Source organism: Nonomuraea sp. B1E8 (genome assembly GCF_039871515.1).
Taxonomy (GTDB): Bacteria; Actinomycetota; Actinomycetes; order Streptosporangiales; family Streptosporangiaceae; genus Nonomuraea.
The window spans coordinates 168,404-185,696 of the sequence record NZ_JBDPLS010000004.1 but is presented as its reverse complement, the minus strand read 5'-3'; the positions used below and the strand labels follow the sequence as shown (position 1 = coordinate 185,696).

The 17,293-nt window shown below is 69.2% G+C and carries 22 protein-coding genes; 17 read left to right on the top strand and 5 right to left on the bottom strand.

The window, feature by feature from the left end; all coding sequences use genetic code 11:
- The first annotated feature begins 43 nt into the window (after positions 1-43).
- Positions 44-1,372, top strand: a complete 1,329-nt coding sequence (locus ABGA98_RS15835; RefSeq protein ID WP_347619045.1) for a sensor histidine kinase — start codon at positions 44-46, stop codon at positions 1,370-1,372.
- Positions 1,369-2,040 (top strand): response regulator transcription factor, encoded by a 672-nt coding sequence (locus ABGA98_RS15830; RefSeq protein WP_347619044.1) that lies wholly within the window; start codon positions 1,369-1,371, stop codon positions 2,038-2,040. Before ABGA98_RS15835 ends, ABGA98_RS15830 begins: the two co-directional genes overlap by 4 nt.
- Before the next feature lie 47 nt (positions 2,041-2,087).
- On the opposite strand, the gene ABGA98_RS15825 is transcribed toward ABGA98_RS15830, so the two are convergent.
- The gene (locus ABGA98_RS15825; protein WP_347619043.1) at positions 2,088-2,501 is read right to left on the bottom strand and encodes a MerR family transcriptional regulator; all 414 of its coding nucleotides are present in this window, start codon (positions 2,499-2,501) and stop codon (positions 2,088-2,090) included.
- A 46-nt stretch (positions 2,502-2,547) separates the two neighbouring features.
- Here ABGA98_RS15825 and ABGA98_RS15820 point away from each other — a divergent pair, with 46 nt between their 5' ends.
- From ABGA98_RS15820 to ABGA98_RS15810, 3 genes are all read left to right on the top strand, one after another.
- A complete protein-coding gene (locus ABGA98_RS15820; protein WP_347619042.1) occupies positions 2,548-3,345 on the top strand; it encodes an MBL fold metallo-hydrolase in 798 nt (265 codons plus the stop codon).
- 289 nt (positions 3,346-3,634) lie between these two features.
- Positions 3,635-4,639 carry an NAD-dependent epimerase/dehydratase family protein gene (locus ABGA98_RS15815; RefSeq protein ID WP_347619041.1) on the top strand — a complete coding sequence of 335 codons (1,005 nt, stop codon included), beginning with the start codon at positions 3,635-3,637 and terminating at the stop codon, positions 4,637-4,639.
- Between the two features lie 18 nt (positions 4,640-4,657).
- Positions 4,658-5,650: a magnesium and cobalt transport protein CorA gene (locus tag ABGA98_RS15810; RefSeq protein ID WP_347619040.1), complete on the top strand. Its 993-nt coding sequence runs from the start codon at positions 4,658-4,660 to the stop codon at positions 5,648-5,650.
- A 161-nt stretch (positions 5,651-5,811) separates the two neighbouring features.
- Here the strand turns inward: ABGA98_RS15810 and ABGA98_RS15805 are convergent, their stop codons facing one another.
- The gene (locus ABGA98_RS15805; protein ID WP_347619039.1) at positions 5,812-6,495 is read right to left on the bottom strand and encodes a hypothetical protein; all 684 of its coding nucleotides are present in this window, start codon (positions 6,493-6,495) and stop codon (positions 5,812-5,814) included.
- A 292-nt stretch (positions 6,496-6,787) separates the two neighbouring features.
- Between ABGA98_RS15805 and ABGA98_RS15800 the strand changes: the two genes are divergently transcribed.
- The 6 genes from ABGA98_RS15800 to ABGA98_RS15775 all read left to right on the top strand — a co-directional run bounded on the left by ABGA98_RS15800 (position 6,788) and on the right by ABGA98_RS15775 (position 11,548).
- The gene (locus tag ABGA98_RS15800; protein ID WP_347619038.1) at positions 6,788-7,756 is read left to right on the top strand and encodes an aldo/keto reductase; all 969 of its coding nucleotides are present in this window, start codon (positions 6,788-6,790) and stop codon (positions 7,754-7,756) included.
- A 4-nt stretch (positions 7,757-7,760) separates the two neighbouring features.
- Positions 7,761-8,381 (top strand): TetR/AcrR family transcriptional regulator, encoded by a 621-nt coding sequence (locus ABGA98_RS15795; protein ID WP_347619037.1) that lies wholly within the window; start codon positions 7,761-7,763, stop codon positions 8,379-8,381.
- Positions 8,382-8,611: 230 nt separating this feature from the next.
- Positions 8,612-9,625 carry a DUF418 domain-containing protein gene (locus tag ABGA98_RS15790; protein ID WP_347619036.1) on the top strand — a complete coding sequence of 338 codons (1,014 nt, stop codon included), beginning with the start codon at positions 8,612-8,614 and terminating at the stop codon, positions 9,623-9,625.
- Between the two features lie 23 nt (positions 9,626-9,648).
- Positions 9,649-10,137, top strand: a complete 489-nt coding sequence (locus tag ABGA98_RS15785; protein ID WP_347619035.1) for a hypothetical protein — start codon at positions 9,649-9,651, stop codon at positions 10,135-10,137.
- A complete protein-coding gene (locus ABGA98_RS15780) occupies positions 10,098-10,889 on the top strand; it encodes a histidine kinase (RefSeq protein WP_347619034.1) in 792 nt (263 codons plus the stop codon). The genes ABGA98_RS15785 and ABGA98_RS15780 overlap by 40 nt, the downstream gene beginning before the upstream one ends.
- On the top strand, positions 10,886-11,548 hold the full coding sequence (locus tag ABGA98_RS15775; protein ID WP_347619033.1) for a response regulator transcription factor: 663 nt from the start codon (positions 10,886-10,888) through the stop codon (positions 11,546-11,548). The genes ABGA98_RS15780 and ABGA98_RS15775 overlap by 4 nt, the downstream gene beginning before the upstream one ends.
- A gap of 123 nt (positions 11,549-11,671) precedes the next feature.
- Here the strand turns inward: ABGA98_RS15775 and ABGA98_RS15770 are convergent, their stop codons facing one another.
- Complete coding sequence (locus tag ABGA98_RS15770; RefSeq protein WP_347619032.1) at positions 11,672-12,553, bottom strand: sigma-70 family RNA polymerase sigma factor; 882 nt, start codon at positions 12,551-12,553, stop codon at positions 11,672-11,674.
- Between the two features lie 89 nt (positions 12,554-12,642).
- Between ABGA98_RS15770 and ABGA98_RS15765 the strand changes: the two genes are divergently transcribed.
- The 5 genes from ABGA98_RS15765 to ABGA98_RS15745 all read left to right on the top strand — a co-directional run bounded on the left by ABGA98_RS15765 (position 12,643) and on the right by ABGA98_RS15745 (position 15,089).
- On the top strand, positions 12,643-12,939 hold the full coding sequence (locus ABGA98_RS15765; RefSeq protein ID WP_347619031.1) for a hypothetical protein: 297 nt from the start codon (positions 12,643-12,645) through the stop codon (positions 12,937-12,939).
- The gene (locus ABGA98_RS15760; protein ID WP_347619030.1) at positions 12,936-13,304 is read left to right on the top strand and encodes a DoxX family protein; all 369 of its coding nucleotides are present in this window, start codon (positions 12,936-12,938) and stop codon (positions 13,302-13,304) included. The genes ABGA98_RS15765 and ABGA98_RS15760 overlap by 4 nt, the downstream gene beginning before the upstream one ends.
- Before the next feature lie 89 nt (positions 13,305-13,393).
- The gene (locus ABGA98_RS15755) at positions 13,394-13,786 is read left to right on the top strand and encodes a hypothetical protein (RefSeq protein WP_347619029.1); all 393 of its coding nucleotides are present in this window, start codon (positions 13,394-13,396) and stop codon (positions 13,784-13,786) included.
- Positions 13,711-14,175, top strand: coding sequence for a UTRA domain-containing protein (locus ABGA98_RS15750; RefSeq protein ID WP_347619028.1), 465 nt, complete (start codon positions 13,711-13,713; stop codon positions 14,173-14,175). Before ABGA98_RS15755 ends, ABGA98_RS15750 begins: the two co-directional genes overlap by 76 nt.
- A 56-nt stretch (positions 14,176-14,231) precedes the next feature.
- Positions 14,232-15,089: an alpha/beta fold hydrolase gene (locus ABGA98_RS15745; RefSeq protein ID WP_347619027.1), complete on the top strand. Its 858-nt coding sequence runs from the start codon at positions 14,232-14,234 to the stop codon at positions 15,087-15,089.
- On the opposite strand, the gene ABGA98_RS15740 is transcribed toward ABGA98_RS15745, so the two are convergent.
- Both ABGA98_RS15740 and ABGA98_RS15735 read right to left on the bottom strand, forming a co-directional pair.
- Entirely contained in the window at positions 15,066-15,668 is a 603-nt protein-coding gene (locus tag ABGA98_RS15740; RefSeq protein ID WP_347619026.1) for a hypothetical protein, read from the bottom strand. The two genes, ABGA98_RS15745 and ABGA98_RS15740, sit on opposite strands and share 24 nt — an antisense overlap.
- Before the next feature lie 406 nt (positions 15,669-16,074).
- Complete coding sequence (locus tag ABGA98_RS15735; protein ID WP_347619025.1) at positions 16,075-16,383, bottom strand: hypothetical protein; 309 nt, start codon at positions 16,381-16,383, stop codon at positions 16,075-16,077.
- 150 nt (positions 16,384-16,533) lie between these two features.
- Between ABGA98_RS15735 and ABGA98_RS15730 the strand changes: the two genes are divergently transcribed.
- Positions 16,534-16,794 (top strand): hypothetical protein, encoded by a 261-nt coding sequence (locus ABGA98_RS15730; protein WP_347619024.1) that lies wholly within the window; start codon positions 16,534-16,536, stop codon positions 16,792-16,794.
- The last annotated feature ends 499 nt before the right edge of the window (positions 16,795-17,293 follow it).

Genomic DNA, 17,293 nt, shown 5'->3' with positions numbered 1-17,293 from the left:
GCGGGTCGAGGGCGGAGTCGAGGGCGGAGGGGACGTAGGCGAGGTGGGCAGGCTGCGACGAGCCCTCGACGCCGTACGCGCGGACCTGTGGACGGCCCGCGCCGACCCCCTTCCCCGCATGTCGCGTCCGCGCGGGCTGTCCCGCCTCCCGCACGTTCTGGTCATCGTCTACGCGCTGGCCATGGGCCTGCTCCCCGATGGGGAGGGCATCGACCCGACGGTTCCGCTGCTCGCCATGATCCACGCGGCGATCCTCGTGCTGGCGATGTCCCGCCCGCTGCCCGCCTGGTGGGCGTCGATCGCCGTCATGGTCATCGGCGCACGTACGGGAATGACCTATCTTCCGTGGACCGAGAGTTTCCCCTGGATGATCACCTCGCACGAGGTGGCTTTCAGGCCCGTGATCCACGACGCGGTGGCGTACCCGTGGACGGGCTCCGGCATCGCGCTGCAGGCCGGTGTGATGTTCCTGCTGGCGCTGCGGGTGCGCCCCCGGGTCACGGCCCAGGCGCTGGCGATCACCACGCTGGCGGTCGTGCTCTGCGTCGTGTTCCTGCCCTTGAGCAACGGGAGCGGCGGAGTGCTGGTGGCCCCGGTGGTCGACGCGGCCGCGGTCGCGGTCGGGGCGGGGGTGCGCGCGCTCAGGACCACCCGTACCCGTCTGGAGGCGCAGGAGGAGCTGACGGCCGAGGAGCGGGCCCGCCGCACGCTGCTGGAGGAGCGCAGCAGGATCGCCCGCGAGCTGCACGACGTGGTCGCACACCACATGTCGGTGATCTCCATCCAGGCGCAGGTGGCGCCGCACCTGGTGGCGGACCCGCCCGACGAGCTGAAGGAGAACCTCGCGGGCATCCGCGAGAACGCCGTGGAGGCGCTGACCGAGCTCCGCCGGGTCCTCGGGGTCCTGCGCGCGCAGGACCCGCCCGGGGACGCGCCGCAGCCCACGCTCGACCGGCTCGACGAGTTGTTCGCGAACGTGCGCGGCGCGGGTGTGGCCCTCACCACCGAGATCGCGGGCACGCCGCGCCCGCTGTCGCCCGGGGTGGAGCTGTCGGCGTTCAGGATCGTGCAGGAGGCGCTCAGCAACGCCATGCGGCACGCGCCGGACACGCCGGTGACGGTCCGGCTGTCCTACCGGCCCGACGCCCTCACCCTCAGGATCGTCAACGCCGCACCCGGCGCGCCGGTCCCGTCCTCCCCCGGGGCGGATCACGGGCTGCTGGGCATGCGCGAGCGCGCGGCCATGCTGGGCGGCGACCTCGTCACGGGGCCCACGCCGGACGGCGGTTACGAGGTCAGCGTGTTCCTTCCGGTCGGCACGGAGAAGGACACGGGTGAAGACGCGGAGAAAGGCATCGAGGCCACCCCATGACCAGAATCCGTGTGCTCATAGCCGACGACCAGGTGATGGTCCGTCAAGGTTTCACCGTGCTGCTGAACGCCGAGCCCGACATCGAGGTCGTCGGCCAGGCCGTCAACGGCCTCGACGCCGTCGCGAAGGTCGCCGAGCTGGAGCCCGACGTGGTGCTCATGGACGTGCGGATGCCCGAGCTGGGCGGCATCGAGGCGACCCGCCGCATCGCCGGGCAGCCGGACGCGACCGTGAAGGTCCTGGTCCTGACCACCTTCGACCTGGACGACTACGTCTACGAGGCGCTGCGGGCGGGCGCCTCCGGCTTCCTGCTCAAGGAGGCGTCGGCGGCCGACCTGGCCCACGCGGTGCGGGTGGTCGCGGCCGGGGACGCCCTGCTCGCGCCGAACGTCACCAAACGCCTGATCGCCGAGTTCTCCCGGATGAGCGGCGCGCCGCGCGCCCCGCTGAAGGAGCGCGTGGGCGACCTGACGGAACGCGAGACCGAGGTGTTGTCGCTGATCGCCCAGGGCTTGTCGAACGCGGAGATCGCCGAGCGCCTGGTCGTCGCCGAGCAGACCGTCAAGACCCATGTGAGCAGGATCCTGGTCAAGCTCGGGCTGCGTGACCGCACCCAGGCGGCCGTCTACGCGTACGAGACGGGGCTGGTGCGCCCGTCGGGTTACTAGGACCTGTACGGAGTCGCCCCTCCGGTGCCACCGATCAGACCCCGAGGTCAGAGGTGGAGAATCGATCCGGCGGACCCATCACCGATGGCCCGCTTGAAGTCGGGGCATTCGACGATCGGCTCGTGGTCGCAGACGGCGGCGTGCCGGAGGCTGTCGCGCAGCCTGGCGAGCCGGCCGATCTGCTCGTCGAGGTCGCGGGCCTTGGCGTCCATGCGGACACGCAGGTCAGGGTCACCGGGTCGGGCCGAAAGGAATCGGCCGATCTCGGCGACGGTGAATCCGGCGTGCCGCGCGCACGTGATCAGCTCCAGGCGTTCCAGTACGTCCGGGTGGTAGGTGCGGCGAAGCCCGTTGCGTCCCGCCGCGGCGATCAGTCCCTTCTTCTCGTAGAACCGCAGCGCCGAAGGCGCCAGCCCGAACCGCCGCGCCACCTCGGCGATGTCCAGCAACACCTCGTCCATCGACTCTCCTTGACTTGAACCGCGCTTCAAGTCGCAGTCTAGGCGCATGAAGATTCATCACCTGAACTGCGGGTCCGTCCGGACGATCGAAGCCACCTACGATGGCCCGCTGCCCGCGCCTGCGGTGAACCACTGCCTGCTGATCGAAACCGACGCCGACGGCCTGGTGCTGGTCGAGACCGGACTGGGCCTCGGCGACGTCCGCGATCCGGATGGCACGCTCGGCACCTCGTGGGTCGAGATGGCACAGCCCGTCCTCGACGAGGAGGAGACGGCCGTCCGCCAGGTCGCCCGGCTCGGCCACGCGCCGTCCGACGTGCGCCACATCATCGTGACCCACTTGGACGTGGACCACTGTGGCGGCCTTCCCGACTTCCCCGGCGCACGGGTCCACGTGCTGGCCGCCGAGCTCGAGGCGGCGCTGGCCGAGGCACCCGGCTTTCGCTACCGCTCCGCCCACTGGGCCCACGGCCCCGACTGGGTCACCTACTCCCCCACCCCCGGGGAGGAGTGGTTCGGCTTCACCGCGGTGCAGCCGGAGGGGTTGCCGCCGGAGATCAAGCTGATCCCGCTCGGCGGGCACACCCGCGGCCACACCGGGGTTGCCGTGCGGGACGACGATCGGTGGCTCCTGCACTGCGGCGACGCCTATTACTACCACCGCGAGCTTGAGTCGCCGAAAGAGCCGCACCCGCTGCTTGACCTCGTCCAGACGGGTTCAGAAGTCCATCGCGACCTGCGGCTCGGCACCCAGGCCCGGCTGCGCGAGCTGGTGCGCGACCGCGCCGGCGAGGTCGAGACGTTCTCCGCGCACGACCCGTGGGAACTGGCCCGCTACCGCTAGTACGAGGTTCGGATCTTCAGGCCGTAGGCTTTGCCTCGCCGGGCTCGCCGCCGGGCCGCGCTCGCCCGCGGGCAGGTGCGGCTCGATCAGGGACCACTCGTCCTCGGTGAGCTATCCACTCGCCATGGCGGTGGCTCACCATGACCGCAGGCCAGGCACCTGCGAGTCCCACTGATCCGAACCCCGTACAGGTCCTGAAGGCGCGCCTTCCGTGCGCTGACAGCGAACCGGGTCCGCTGTCGGTGAACCCGCCTGGGCGCCTGGGCACTTGCGGTGCTTGGGTGGCGGGATGGACATCGTGGTTCTGGGCGGGACGGCATGGGTGGGCCGGGAGGTTTCCCGGCAGGCGATCGAGCGGGGGCACCAGGTGACGTGCCTGGCGCGCGGCGAGAGCGGGGCGGTGGCCGACGGCGCGGCCCTGGTGGCCGCCGACCGGCGTGACCCTTCGGCGTACGCGCCGCTGCTCGGCCGCGACTGGGACGCGGTCATCGAGGTGTCGTGGCAGCCGGGCTTCGTGCGCGAGGCGCTCGCCGCGCTGGGCGGCAGGGCCCGGCACTGGGCCTATGTCTCCTCCGGCAACGCCTACGCCTCCCACGCCGAGCCTGGCATGGACGAGTCCGCGCCCCTCCTGGCTCCGACCGACCGCGCCGAGGCCGACCGCGCACTCTACGGCGAGGCGAAGGTCGCCTGCGAGCAGGCGTCGGCGGCCGCCGTGGGCGACCGCCTCCTCATCGCCCGCGCCGGTCTCATCGGCGGCCCCGGCGACCACAGCGGGCGCTCCGGCTACTGGGTGGCCCGTGCCGCGCGCGACCCGCACGGGCCGATGCTGGTTCCGGCCACGCCGGACCAGCCGACGCAGGTCATCGACGTACGCGACCTCGCCGCCTGGCTGCTCGACGCCGCGGAGCGGGGCACCATCGGCACCTATAACGCCGTCGGCCCCGTCGTCCCGTTCGACGAGTGGATCGAGCTGTGCCGCACCGCCGGCGGGCACACCGGCCCGGTCGTCACCGCCGAATCGGCCTGGCTGCTCGAGCACGGCGTGACCCAGTACATGGGAGCGGAGTCGCTGCCGATGTGGCTGGTCGAACCGGGCTGGGAAGGATGGTCGTGCAGGAGCGGCGCCGCGGCGCAGGCGGCGGGGCTGCGCCATCGGCCCCGGGCCGAGCTGGTGTCCGCCACGCTGGCCTGGGAACGCGAGCAGGGCCTCGACCGCGAACGACGCGCCGGCCTCAGCGCCGAGCGCGAGCGCGCACTCCTCGACGCCCTCGGCCGACAGGCCGCACGCCGGTGACCGCGCGACAATCTCACCATGATTGTGGACAAGGCCATCTACCGCGGTGGTGTGCGTGAGACCGTCAGCGGCGACATCAGCGAAGCCTTCAGCGCCGCCCGGGCCAGGGGCGACAGCTTCCTGTGGATCGGCCTGCACGAGCCCACGCAGGAGGAGTTCGATCTGATCACCCGTGAGGTGCGGCTGCACCCGCTGGCGGTGGAGGACGCGATCCACGCCCATCAGCGGCCCAAGCTCGAGCGCTACGACGACACCCTGTTCGTGGTGCTCAAGCCGCTGCTGTACGTCGAGGAGACCTCCGACATCGAGGTCGGCGAGATCAACCTCTTCCTGGGGAGCGACTTCGTCATCAGCGTCCGCCACGGCCAGGCCAATCCGCTGGGCGGGGTGCGGCGGCGGGTCGAAGCCGATCCCGACCTGCTGTCGACCGGCCCGGCCGGGGTGCTCTACGCGATCTGCGACCAGGTCGTCGACACCTACGCCGAGATCTCCCACGAGGTCGAGCTCGACCTCATCGCGCTGGAACGGCGCGTCTTCAGCGGCGAGCGCGACGACGTCACCGCCGACATCTACTCGCTCAAGCGTGAGGTCCTGGAGTTCCGGACCGCCCAGGACCCGCTGGTGCCCGTGCTGGAGGAGATCGTGAAGGGCCGGGTGGCGTTGTGCGACGGCACCCGCGACCACTTCCGTGACGTCCTGGATCATCTGCTGCGCGTGGACTCCCAGGTCGACGAGCACAACGAACTGCTCACCAGCGCCCTGAGCGCTCACCTGGCCCTGGTGGGGCGTGACCAGAACAAGGTGGCCATGCAGCAGAACGCCGACATGCGCAAGATCTCCTCATGGGCGGCCGTCATCGCGGTCCCCACCATGATCGCCGGGATCTACGGCATGAACTTCGACCACATGCCCGAACTGCACTGGTCGCTCGGCTACCCGCTGAGCCTGTTCCTCATGGTCGTCGCCGTGATCGTCGTCCACCGGTTGTTGCGCAGAAGCGGCTGGTTGTGAAGCGCCACCCGCTCCCGCCGCGCCACGGCTCCGCGTCTCCGTAACGGTCGTGGTTCGTGGTCGTGCTGGGTGCTTGTTCGCTCATGCACGATGAGACCATCGCGCGGACCGGAACTCATCGGTGGCGCGCGGAAGCATGGCAGCACCGAGCGGCGCCACCGCTAACGTTCGGCGCGCCATCTGCGCACCTTCACCACGACCCCGATGGCGGCTGCGGCCACCAGCGCACCGGCCCAGAGCCGGTCCGTGGTGTCCTCAGCCGTCAGGTAGCCCATCGCCGCACCGGCTGACGCCGCCAGGGCCAGCCCGACGACCCCGAATGTCATGAGATCGTCGACATCCCAGTCGCCGGCACTCCAGGCGCCGCCGAAACGCCGGGCGGCCCACAGCGGAACGGTGAGTAAGGCGGCCAGCAACCCGAAGCCGATGAGAACCAGCGTCACCACCGCGACCCCGTACCGTCCCGCGGACGGGTGCAGATAGGCGGACCCGTTGAACACCCGGGCCTCGACCCGATCGCCCATCTCGGACTGGGAGAGCTGGCTGAGGCGCCCGTACAACGTGCCGCCGTCCTCACGGCCATCGACCGACCAAGCAGCGCCCGGGCAGGTGACGGTCGGCTCGCTGGAGCTCCGGCGACGTGACGGGCCGATTTCGCAGTCCGCGGGCACCTCAACCGTCGTCGGCGTCCCCAGGAAGTGAGCCACCGGCCACCCGACGAACGACCCTGGCGGGCCACCGGCCACCACAGGAACCAGGAACATCAACAACGCCGCCAGCACACCGAGCCCCCCAAGAGCGAAGCCCGTGGCCCGGGCGGTGGACACGATATCCGGGAAATCCATGCGTCCCCTGCTCGTCGTCATCCGACGATTTTCCGATCGCGGACTCGGACCGGTCGAGCCGTTTCGGATGGAGCCGAAACGAGGCTGAGATGGATGCCGATGGGGACGGGTTGGCTACGGTCGGGGGCATGGTCGGCAGACCTCGCGGCCCTTGCTTCTCTGCCTCCCGTCCGAACTCCAGTCGCGTCCAGCCCTCGCCGACGTCCATAAGCCCGCGCCGTCAGGGGCTCCAATCCGGACCCGTTGATCAAGCCGAAATGTGATAGCATTTCACAATGTGAATGCTAATCACATGAACGTGCGGCAGCTCGGCAGGACGGACATCGAGATCAGCCCCATCGGACTGGGGTGCATGCAGTTCGCCGGCACAGCCAATTACACGCGCCTGATCATCAATCCGATCGACCAGGAGATGGCCACCTCGGTCGTGCGCGCCGCCCTCGACAACGGGGTGACGTGGTTCGACACCGCCGAGATGTACGGCAGGGGCCGATCGGAGGAGACCCTCTCCACCGCGTTGCAGCAGTGTGGTCTCGCCCCCGGGCAGGTCAGCGTCGCGACGAAGTGGACGCCGCATCTGCGCACCGCTGCCAGCATCGCCGCGACCGTCGGCGACCGATTGAAGCACCTGGGTGGCCATCCCATCGCTCTGCACCAGATCCATTTCCCCAGCGGGAGCCTGTCGAGCATCCCCGCCCAGCTCAAAGTCATGGCGAGGCTGTTCAGGGAAGGCACGATCGGTGCGGTCGGCGTGTCCAACTTCTCCGCTCGGCAGCTCGTGCTCGCCCACGACGTGCTGGCCGCCGAAGGCGTCACGCTGGCCTCCAATCAGGTGCGGATCAGTCTGCTGCACCGGAAGATCGAGCAGGACGGCGTGCTGGAGGCCGCACGAAGGCTGGGCGTCACGCTCATCGCGTACTCGCCTCTGGAGGGCGGAGTGCTCACCGGGCGGTACCACGGCAACGTGAGCCTGGCCAGGTCTGCGCCGCCGGCGCGCAGGATCCTCTCCCGCAGCCGGCTGAGCGACCGAGGACTCGCACGCACCGCTCCGCTCATCAACGCCATGCGCCGCATCGGTGAGGAGCACGGCGCCACGATCTCCCAGGTGGCGCTCAATTGGCTGATCACCCGGTACGGTGACACGGTCGTGGCCATCCCTGGCGCCTCCAAACCCGGGCAGGCGGCCGAGGCGGCGGGCACGATGAGTTTCCGGCTGACCGAGAGCGAGATCCGTACGCTGGATGAGCTGTCGTTAATCTGAGACCATGCCCCGACAGGTGTCCCGAACGACCAAGCGTGACCGCTACCACCACGGCGACCTGCGCGCTGCGCTCATCGAAACCGCCATGGAGCTGGTCGCCGAACGAGGTGTGCAGGCCTTTTCCATGGCGGAGGCGAGCAGGCAGTTGGGTGTCGCGCTCAGCGCGCCCTACCGCCACTTCACCGATCGCGACGAGCTGCTGCTCGCGGTCGGCGTACGCGCGGCGAACCTCCTGGTCGAAGCCGTCACCGCGGAACGCGGCGGCAGCGCACCGCAGGATCGGCTGGTCGCTGTGGCCAGGGGATACGTGCGGTTCGCCGCGAAGCACCGGGCGCTGTTCGAGACGCTGTTCGGCATGTGGTCGACGGCCAGCGAACCGGAGCTGGAACAGGCGTCCCGCCCCGTGAAGGAGGCCTTCCAGGCAGGGGCCATGGCCCTGTCGGCGGATGATCCGGTGGCCGCCGAGGCGCTCGGGCTGGCCGTCGCAGCCACCGCGCACGGCCACGCCGAACTCCTGCACCTGGGCATGTTCGGCACCGGCGAGCAGGGCGTGGAGCGTGCGGTTCAACGCGCGGCCGCCGCCACGCTCGCGCTCATCGACGGCCGCGCGTCCCTCACCAGCTGAACATGGACCGGCCGGGAGCCCGTGGACGGCCAGAAGGTCCACAGCCTTGAGGGAAAGGTCGCGCTGGTGACCGGTGGATCGCGGGGCATCGGGGCGGCGAGCGCCCGCGCGGGATCACGGTCAACGTCATCCAGGGGTCCTGAGGAGGAAGCGGAATCGGCCACGGGAACGAGAAGGAAATGGCCACGCGCCCGAAGCGGACGCGGTCCCCCGCTCGTCATCCTGGTCGCATGCTTCCACTTGGCCCGGATCGCCCGCACAGGCGGATCGCCGCCCTCGACGCGCTGCGCGGCTTCGCCCTGTGCGGCATCATCTTCATCAACATTCCCCAGACCATGGAGATGTTCGCGTACGCGGGCGAGCTGCCCACCCCGCTCCTCCTGCTGTTCTACGGCCGCTTCTACCCCATCTTCTACCTGCTGTTCGGTGTGGGCTTCGGCATCTTCCTCACCTCGGCCGCCAGACGCACGAGCCGTCCGAGGGTGCTGCTCGTGCGGAGGCTCGTCGCGCTGGGCGTCCTCGGTGGAGTGCTCCACCTGCTCCAACCCGGCGAGGTGCTGCTGCCGTTCGCCGTCACCGGTCTGCTGGTGCTCCTGCCACTCAGCTACCTCCCGCGCCGGGCGCTCCTCGCCGTGGCCGTCACGCTGACCGCGGCGGGGATCCTGGCAGGGGTGGGCGGGCTGGGGATGCTGCCCGGGCTGTTCGCGCTCGGATTCGCCGCGGCGGAGTGGCGAGTGCACGAGTCCCTTGGCGACCGCCCAGGCCGTCTGGTGGTCATGGGCGTCGCTGCCGTGGCCGTGTGGGGGCTGGGGGTCTGGCTCGTCACCCTGCCCTTGCCCGAACTCGCGCAGATCCGGCTCGGGTTGACGGTGTCGCTGGCGACCGCTTGCTGCTACCTCGCGGTGTTCCTGCTCCTGCTGCGTACGCCGGTGGGCGCCGTGCTGTCGTGGGTGCTGGCCCCGATGGGCAGGATGGCGTTGACGAACTACTTCAGCGCCGCTCTGATCTTCGTCCCCGCGGGCACGACGATGGGCCTGCCCGGTTCGGAGCGGTGGCCGGCCTCGGCGCTGCTCGGCGTTGGCATCCTGCTCGTCCAGGCCGTGGTGAGTAACCTGTGGTTGCGCCGGTTCGGTTACGGCCCGTTGGAGTGGACGTGGCGGTGTGCGACGTACTGGCGGCGGCTGCCGATCCGTGGTGGCGCGAGCCGGGCTCGCGCGACGGGACAGGCCGTCGAAGCGGGATGACGGGAAGGGCCGGCGAAGCGAGGGTGAGCAGGAAGGGCATGGCGATGGCGCGGCCCAGGGCCGGTCTGCCCGAGGGCCGGGACGTCCCGGTGGCGGCGGTGCTGGCCGTCGTCGTCACGGCGCGGCTGGCGTTCGTCCTCGACGACGCCCGGATGGCCGGGCTGCCGGGCTGGGCGTTCGGTGTCAGTCACCTGCTGGCCCTCGCCGACCTCGCCACCATAGCCTTCCGGCGCAGCCACGCCGTGCCCGCTCTCGTGGCCGCCACCGTGATCCCGCTGGTGAGCATGTTGCCACCGACCCGCTCCGCGCTGATCGGGGTCGGTGTGCTGTTCTGTTCCTACACAGTGGCGAGCCGCCTGCCGCAGGTCAGGGCCACCGTCGTGGTCTCCGCCTGCGCGGCGGGCCACATGCTCGGCGGTCTGCTCCTGAGCGCCGCCGGCGCGACCACGGCGGGCTGCTCACGTTCTGGGGAGTGGCGCGGGGCGACGCGCCGGGCATGGCCGCGGCCGTGACCGCGGCTTACCTGCTGCCGGCCACCTTGGGGTTCTCCGTTCGGTCCAGGCGGGCCGCGAAGACGAGGGGGGCCGCGCGTATCGCGGGCGAGCAGGAGGAACGCGCCAGGGCCGCCGTTGCGGAGGAGCGCGCCAGAATCGCCAGGGAACTGCACGACATCGCGGCCCACGATCTGTCGGCGATCGTCGTCCAGGCGGGTGCGGCCGACCGTCTGCTCGATCGCAACCCGGCCGCGGCCAGGGCCACGCTGCGCGCGATCAGGGCACAGGGGCGTGACACGCTGGTGTCGATGCGCGCCCTGGTGGGGATCATGCGCGAGAGCGAGACCGGGACGGATCTCGACTCCGCCGGTGGCAGGGCGCCAACCCTGGCGGGTCTGGAGGAGACCGTCCGCCGTTCCCGTACCACAGGCATGGACGTCGAGTTGCGCGCCACAGGCGAGCCGCGCCCGCTGCCCGTCACCGTCGATCTGGCCGCCTCGCGCCTCGTGCGCGAGGCGCTGGTCAACGCCAGGCGGCACTCCCCGGGAGCATCGGTCAGCGTGACCACGGCCTTCGGCGACGCCGAGTTCGTAGTCGCTGTACGCAACTCGAGCCCCACCCGCACCCCGCCTCCCGTCGAGCCGAACGGCGGACACGGCCTGCTCGGCATGCGCGAGCGCGTGAACCACGCGGGCGGTGAGCTCACCATCGGACCACAACCCGACGGCGGCTGGCTGGTCAGCGCCACATTTCCGTTGGAGCGGCCATGACCGTCGACATCGTGATCGCCGACGACCAAGCGGTCGTGCGCACCGGCTTTCGCACGATCCTGGAATCGGAGCCCGATCTCCGGATCGTGGGGGAGGCCGCCGACGGGGATGAGGCCGTTCGCCTCGCCAGGCGGCTGCGGCCCGACCTGGTGCTCATGGACGTCCGGATGCCCGTGCTCGATGGGCTGGCCGCCACCGAGCGACTCGCGGGGCCGGGGATCGAGCAGCCCGTCGCCGTGCTCGTCGTGACGACGTTCGACCTCGACGAGTACGTCTTCGCCGCCTTGCGCGGCGGGGCGCGCGGCTTCCTGCTGAAGGACGTCGAACCCGACGACCTGGTGGAGGCGGTCCGAGTGGTCGCCTCGGGCCAAGGCCTGGTCGCGCCCGGTGTCACGCGGCGGCTCATCGCCGAGTTCGCCCGCACCTCGAAACGTCCGCGGACCGTGGAGTTGCTGCCGGAGCTGACGGTGCGAGAGCGCGACACACTGGAGCTCATCGCCAGAGGCCGGTCCAACGTGGAGATCGCCGAAGCCTTGACGGTCAGCGTCTCGACGGTCAAGACCCACGTGGCCAACCTCCTCCCCAAGATCGGCTGCCGTGACCGTGTGCAGGCGGTCATCTACGCGTACGAGCACGGGGTCGTCGAGCCCGGCACATGACCGAAGTCATGCCGATGGTGATCGCGGCGCCGGACCCGACGAAGTTCGACACCCGTCCCGGTCACTCACGGATCCGGCCCTCGGCCCTGGCGCCGCACAGCACGCCTGGGGGCGGCCCTCTGATCACCTGCTGCGCTGGCCGATAAGGACGGGATCTCGTGGCTGGTCGCGCAGTGACATCGTGCCGGCCGCGTACGGAGTGATCTCGATCTTCGTGATGAGACCGGCGTCGATGCGGAAGCGGATGAGCGCGTACGCGTGGCCGCCGGGTGCGATGACCGCGCCGGGCCGCCCCGCGATGAGGACCGGAGCCGCGATGGCGATGCGGTCGACGAAGATCCTCGTCTCTTCCGCGACCGCCGCTGCCCCCCGGACTTCCGTTGCGGAGCCTGCCGGGAGCAGGGAAAGGTCAGCGGTACGGACAACGTCGGGAGCCATCAAGGTGACGAGTCGTGCGATGTCGCCGCCGCGTGCGGCTGCCAGGAACGCCTCGATGATCTCGTTTTCTTCCGCGTCGTGGCGGCGTACGACAGGTCGCACGTCGCGCAGCCGTGCGCGCGCACGACTGGCCAGCTTCTTCGCCGAGACCGCGTTCGTGTCGAGCGCCGCGGCGACCTGATCGAACGGGATGGCGAAGAGATCGTGCAACACGTACGCCACTCGCTGTCTGGGCGAGAGTTCGTCGAGCAGCACCAGCAGGGCTCTGGACACTTCTTCACGGCGAAGGAACGTCTCGTCGGCACTGATCCTTCCGCCGGCGATGTCATCGGAGCGCAAGGGGAGTTCGCCACGTCGCTCACGTGCCCGCAGCAGGTCCAGGCACAGACGCGCGGTCACCGTGGTGAACCAGCCGTCCAGGTTGGCGACGTCGGCCGCCCCGGCCGCCTGGACCCGCGTCCAGGCGGTCTGGACCGCGTCCTCGGCGTCGTGATACGAGCCCACGATCCGGTGGGCCAGCGACATCAGCCGGGGACGAGACGCCTCGAAGTGTTCGACCAGTTTCATGGGTGAGGTCACCTTTCGCGTGTGCTCAACGTCAGGAGGGGTGAGAGAGACCGGCTACCTGACGAGCACACCTCCTTGAGGAGACACACATGAGCGTACAGATTGTCCGATTCAACACCACATCCGAACAGGCTCCGGAAGCGGAAGCGGCCATCAAGAAGTTGTTCGCCGCAATCGAGGAAGCAGCACCGACCGGCCTTGACTACACAGCCGTGCGGGTGGCGGACGGCACGGAGTTCCTGCTGACCCTCCACCTTGCCGACGCGGACATCAATCCGCTCCTCGACATCCAGGAGGCCCTCGCGTTCAGGGCCAAGGTCGCGGAGTGGGCCGGCGCGCCGATACCTCCGCGACCAGTGACGCTGCTGGGGCGGTATGCCCGTTGACCACGGCACTCGGCATCGGGCTGTTCATCGCGACTCTCGCCTGCATCCTCGCCAACGCCTTCGAGGTGATCGCGAAGGCGGTCTCGGCTCAGTTCGTGGTGCGTAACTGTGCCGAGGTCGGCCTCGATCCGCGGTGGATCCCCTACCTCGCGGTCGTTGAGGGCTCCGGGGTCGTAGGGCTCGTGCTCGGGCTGCTCGGCTGGCCTCTCCTCGGGCTCGCCGCTGCCTCGGGGCTCGTGCTGTTCTTCGTCGGAGCCGTCCTCGCCCATGTCCGCGCGCGTGTGTTTCACAACCTCGGCTTCCCGGTGGTCTTCCTCTTCCTGGCAGTGGCTGCCGGCGCGCACTTCGGTGGGTCGCTCGCCTGATCGTGCGGGACCCGCCCGCACCCGCACCACCGCAGAAGTCCAGTCATTCGCGAATGGCTCGCCGAAGCGGCTGCCTGGCCTTGCTATTAGTGCCGCTCTTACTGCTCGCGGCGATCGTCAAGGCACCGGTGTGGATCAATGACCACCGGCTGGCGCGCATGGTGGGCCGCATCCAGGCTTATCCGCTGCCATCCGGAACAGACTTCGGGTACTTCGACCCGCAAGTCGAGGTGAGCGGCGACTCTGGCGACTGCTGGTACACCATCCGCTTCGAGCCGGGGGTCGGCAGCGTCGGCAGGCACGTCATCACCCGCGCCATGAAAGAACTCAAGGCGGAAAGCCTGATCTGGCGCGTAGCCAACCGAGGCATGATCGTCCAAGATCCGCCGTCGCCATCGAGATCGCCATGGCCATCGACCGTCGCGACGAACCCGCCGCATGGGCGGCCGCCTGCCGACGAACCGGAAGCACTGGCCACCTGACCTCGCACGCCACGCGCGAGGAGTCCGCACCCGAGGAGGTCGCCGGAGGCCTCCCTCTTGAGCCAGGCACACCCGTCATGACGTGGGAAGATCACGGCGACATCGGTGGCCAGCTCGTGTGCCTCGACCGGACGTACGTACCCGCAGAGCTACACGACGCGGCTTTCGACGTCGAACGGTCGTCCGGCGTCGTGGACGTGCGCATCCGCATCCGCCCAGCCGGCCAGGAAGAGTCGTCGAAGCTAAAGGTCAGCCGCGGCAGTCCCCTGCTGGACATCACCCGCATCACCCACAACAACACCGGTCAGCCCTTTCAACTGCTGCGCCGTCTCGTCAACCCGCAGCGCGTCCGCATCGCGGACCAGCGGCTGCCACGTACTTCGCCCTGAACTGCGCCTCCCCGCCAGGCCGTCGCGGATACTTCCACCGGTCCAGGGCCGTGCCTATGCTGCTGACGGTGACTTCATCGGAGCACGAGATCACCTTCCGGACACTCGACGGCCAACAGCTTGCCGGAACGCTTGTCACACCAGATGAACCATCTGATCATGTCGTCACCCTGGTACACGGCGGCGGAGTGACCCGCCACGAAGCCGGTTTCTTCGCCCGGCTGGCCGCAGGGTTGAGCGCCCACGGCTTGGCGTCCCTGCGCTTCGACCTGCGTGGTCACGGGGAGAGCGAGGGCCGGCAGGAAGAACTGACCCTCGCGACCATCCTCAACGACATCCGTGTCGCATTGCGGCAGGCCCACGAGAGAACCGGAGCCAGCAGACTGAGCCTGCTCGGCACGAGCTTCGGCGGCGGGATCTGCGGCTACTACGCCGCCCACCGGCCTGACGACGTGTCCCGACTGGTGCTGTTCAATCCCCAGCTCGACTACAAGAAGCGCACCATCGACAGCCGCCCCTACTGGCATGACGACTACCTGGACGAAGACATGGCCCGCCAGCTCACCGAGCAGGGAGCCATCACCTTCACACCCACCCTGAAGCACGGCCGACCCCTCCTCAACGAGGTCTTCTGGCTACAGCCGCACACCGTCCTCGGCTCGATCAAGGCCCCGACCCTCATCGTGCACGGCACCAAGGACACCCTCGTACCGATCGAGTCCTCCCGCGCAGCTGTGCCACAGTTCACCGCACCCTGCGACCTGGTCGAGGTCGAGGGCGCGCAGCACACGTTTGCCGTCCACGACGACCCTCAATATTTGAACCCCCGGAGCCAGGCATGGCAGGCGTCGGTGATTCGTACAGTCGCCGGATGGCTGCGTGACGACCACCTAAGCGCCAGGACGATCAGCTAGAAAATTCTGCAGGGCGCGCAGCGGCGGCCGACGCCGCCAGCGATCCATCGCCTGCAGCATGTCGCCCAAGACGGTTGTCGTGCGTCCCGAGCGAGTTGCTCGGGCAACGCGCGCCGCGGCGAGCCCCAGCGTGGCCGCCTCATCTGGTTCGCCGATCAGAGCCAGCGCAGCCGCGTGACGAGCCTGGAAATAGCCGACATCGCGATACGACAGGCTGCCGCTGGCGATGATCTCCCCAAGGATCTCCGCCGCCTTGGCGGGCTTGCCGGCCTCGGTGAAGCACGCGCTGCTGCGCAGCAACAGCATGTGCTCCGTGAAGTAGCTGCCCAGCGTCCCCGGCTCCTGCTGCGAGACCTGAGGTAACAGCTCGCGCGCTTCGTCGAGCCTCATCTCGACGTCGCGTACCGGCTCCCCCAGCATGGCCAAACCCAACGCTTGCTGCTGCAGCGCTTCAGCCCGGACCCCCGCCGGGAGCCGCGTGCTGCTGTGCTGAGCGGCCTCAGCGAGGGTCAGCACCTTCAGGGGGTCCTGCCGGTCATAGGCGAGCTGAGACTTGCGCAGGAGCACGTAGCCCTGCATGGGGGCGTCGTCGCCTTCCTGCGCCCACTCAATCGCCCGGTCGTACTAGACGAGTAAGTCCGAAGGCTTGCGGTGTATAGGGGAAGGGCCTCCATGATCGTTTTGTGACGAACGACATCGAGACCCTTCTCACTGCACTCTACGTGAAGATCGACGATGAAGTTGGGAGGACCGCGATGGACGGGCACGCCACCGGTACTGACCGACTCCGAACTGGTCTGCGTCGCGGTCGCTCAAGCGCTGCTCGGGTTCACCTCCGAGACTCACTGGCTGCGCTACACCCGCAAGCACCTGGCCGGCCTGTTCCCGTATCTGCCGCAGCAGCCGGCTACAACAAACGGCTGCGTGCTGCCGTCGGGCTGGTCAAGCGGACCATCCGCGTGCTCGCCCGATCCAGCGAGTTCACTTATTTCCGAACGATCATCACAGGTCCACTGGCACCACCCGGCGGACGGTCCGGTTCACCGTCGGCTGGAAGATCACTGACGCCGACGAGGCCGCGATCGCCAGGCTCCCCGCAGGCGCCTGGCAGGCCGCCGTCCGCCAGGACGGACACCTGCACGAACACGCCGGCGTGGCCGAACTGACCAGCCTGGACCAACGCGCCACAGCCTGGGGCGTGCGCCTGCTGGTCCGCCAGGTCCTGCCCTCGGCCCGCGATCAGCGGCAGCTCACCGCGCTGGAGAAACAAAACCGGCTGGAAGTACGCCATCATCGCCACCACCCTCGGCCCCCGCGGGCTGCGTGGCATTCCCGGCAGCCATCAACTGGCCTTCATCGATGCCGTCCACCGTGACCACGCCGAGCTCGAGGACCGCGTCCGCTGCAACAAAGCGATAGGACCGCGCAACCTGCCGTCCAAGACATGGACGTCAACGTCGGCTGGGTACTCGCCGCCAACCTCGACGCCGACCTCGACGCCTGGACACGGCTGCTCGGCCTGCACGACGACCCCGAACTGGCCCGCGCCGAACCTCAAACCCTCCGCTACTGCCTGTGGCGCCTGCCCGCCCGGCTCATCTCCCACGCGCGGCAGCGCATGCTGAAGATCAGCGCCACCTGGCCATGGAGAGAAGCGTTCCTGACCTGCTGGCGGCGCCTGTGCACTCTGCCTGCACCTACCTGACCAGCGCGAACGCCTTCCGCCGACCCTAGAAAGGAGTGACCCGGTCTCATCGCGGCTCGTGGAACCGCCGTCCGCCCGAGCGTCTCGGGTAGGCCGCCGTGTCACCCGCCGGAGCTGAACGGGACGATCAGGCGAGAATCTCCAGCAGCCGAAACCGATCAGGAGGGACGACCACCTCATGAGTCATCGAGGTCAAGGCATGCAATGGAAGGTTCTCGCTGTGGCCAGCAAGGGTGAAGCGCCGACAAGGATACGGGCCGAGTTAGCCCTGCAATGTTCTGCTTGCGTGAGGTGAGAACACGACAGGGAAGGTGTCATTTGCAAGGTAGGGCAAGGTGGCATATGAGCCAATCTCATTGCGATGACCCGAGCAAAATGCCTAGTCGCTAACCAGCATAAAAGGAATCAGCGAAGGTTGAATTTCCACGTCTCGACGTGTGCGGTCCCTCCGGAGGTAAGAATGACGGCTCCCCTACCCGGCATCGCTGCTGTGTCGCGC

What these genes read in the sequence shown, in the direction of transcription:
- ABGA98_RS15830 (WP_347619044.1), top strand. Translation starts at nt 1,369, where the DNA reads ATGACCAGAATCCGTGTGCTCATAGCCGACGACCAGGTGATGGTCCGT.
- ABGA98_RS15825 (WP_347619043.1), bottom strand. Translation starts at nt 2,501, where the DNA reads ATGGACGAGGTGTTGCTGGACATCGCCGAGGTGGCGCGGCGGTTCGGG.
- ABGA98_RS15820 (WP_347619042.1), top strand. Translation starts at nt 2,548, where the DNA reads ATGAAGATTCATCACCTGAACTGCGGGTCCGTCCGGACGATCGAAGCC.
- ABGA98_RS15815 (WP_347619041.1), top strand. Translation starts at nt 3,635, where the DNA reads ATGGACATCGTGGTTCTGGGCGGGACGGCATGGGTGGGCCGGGAGGTT.
- ABGA98_RS15810 (WP_347619040.1), top strand. Translation starts at nt 4,658, where the DNA reads ATGATTGTGGACAAGGCCATCTACCGCGGTGGTGTGCGTGAGACCGTC.
- ABGA98_RS15805 (WP_347619039.1), bottom strand. Translation starts at nt 6,495, where the DNA reads ATGGATTTCCCGGATATCGTGTCCACCGCCCGGGCCACGGGCTTCGCT.
- ABGA98_RS15800 (WP_347619038.1), top strand. Translation starts at nt 6,788, where the DNA reads ATGAACGTGCGGCAGCTCGGCAGGACGGACATCGAGATCAGCCCCATC.
- ABGA98_RS15795 (WP_347619037.1), top strand. Translation starts at nt 7,761, where the DNA reads ATGCCCCGACAGGTGTCCCGAACGACCAAGCGTGACCGCTACCACCAC.
- ABGA98_RS15790 (WP_347619036.1), top strand. Translation starts at nt 8,612, where the DNA reads ATGCTTCCACTTGGCCCGGATCGCCCGCACAGGCGGATCGCCGCCCTC.
- ABGA98_RS15775 (WP_347619033.1), top strand. Translation starts at nt 10,886, where the DNA reads ATGACCGTCGACATCGTGATCGCCGACGACCAAGCGGTCGTGCGCACC.
- ABGA98_RS15770 (WP_347619032.1), bottom strand. Translation starts at nt 12,553, where the DNA reads ATGAAACTGGTCGAACACTTCGAGGCGTCTCGTCCCCGGCTGATGTCG.
- ABGA98_RS15765 (WP_347619031.1), top strand. Translation starts at nt 12,643, where the DNA reads ATGAGCGTACAGATTGTCCGATTCAACACCACATCCGAACAGGCTCCG.
- ABGA98_RS15750 (WP_347619028.1), top strand. Translation starts at nt 13,711, where the DNA reads ATGGCCATCGACCGTCGCGACGAACCCGCCGCATGGGCGGCCGCCTGC.
- ABGA98_RS15745 (WP_347619027.1), top strand. Translation starts at nt 14,232, where the DNA reads ATGCTGCTGACGGTGACTTCATCGGAGCACGAGATCACCTTCCGGACA.
- ABGA98_RS15740 (WP_347619026.1), bottom strand. Translation starts at nt 15,668, where the DNA reads ATGCAGGGCTACGTGCTCCTGCGCAAGTCTCAGCTCGCCTATGACCGG.
- ABGA98_RS15735 (WP_347619025.1), bottom strand. Translation starts at nt 16,383, where the DNA reads ATGATGGCGTACTTCCAGCCGGTTTTGTTTCTCCAGCGCGGTGAGCTG.
- ABGA98_RS15730 (WP_347619024.1), top strand. Translation starts at nt 16,534, where the DNA reads ATGGACGTCAACGTCGGCTGGGTACTCGCCGCCAACCTCGACGCCGAC.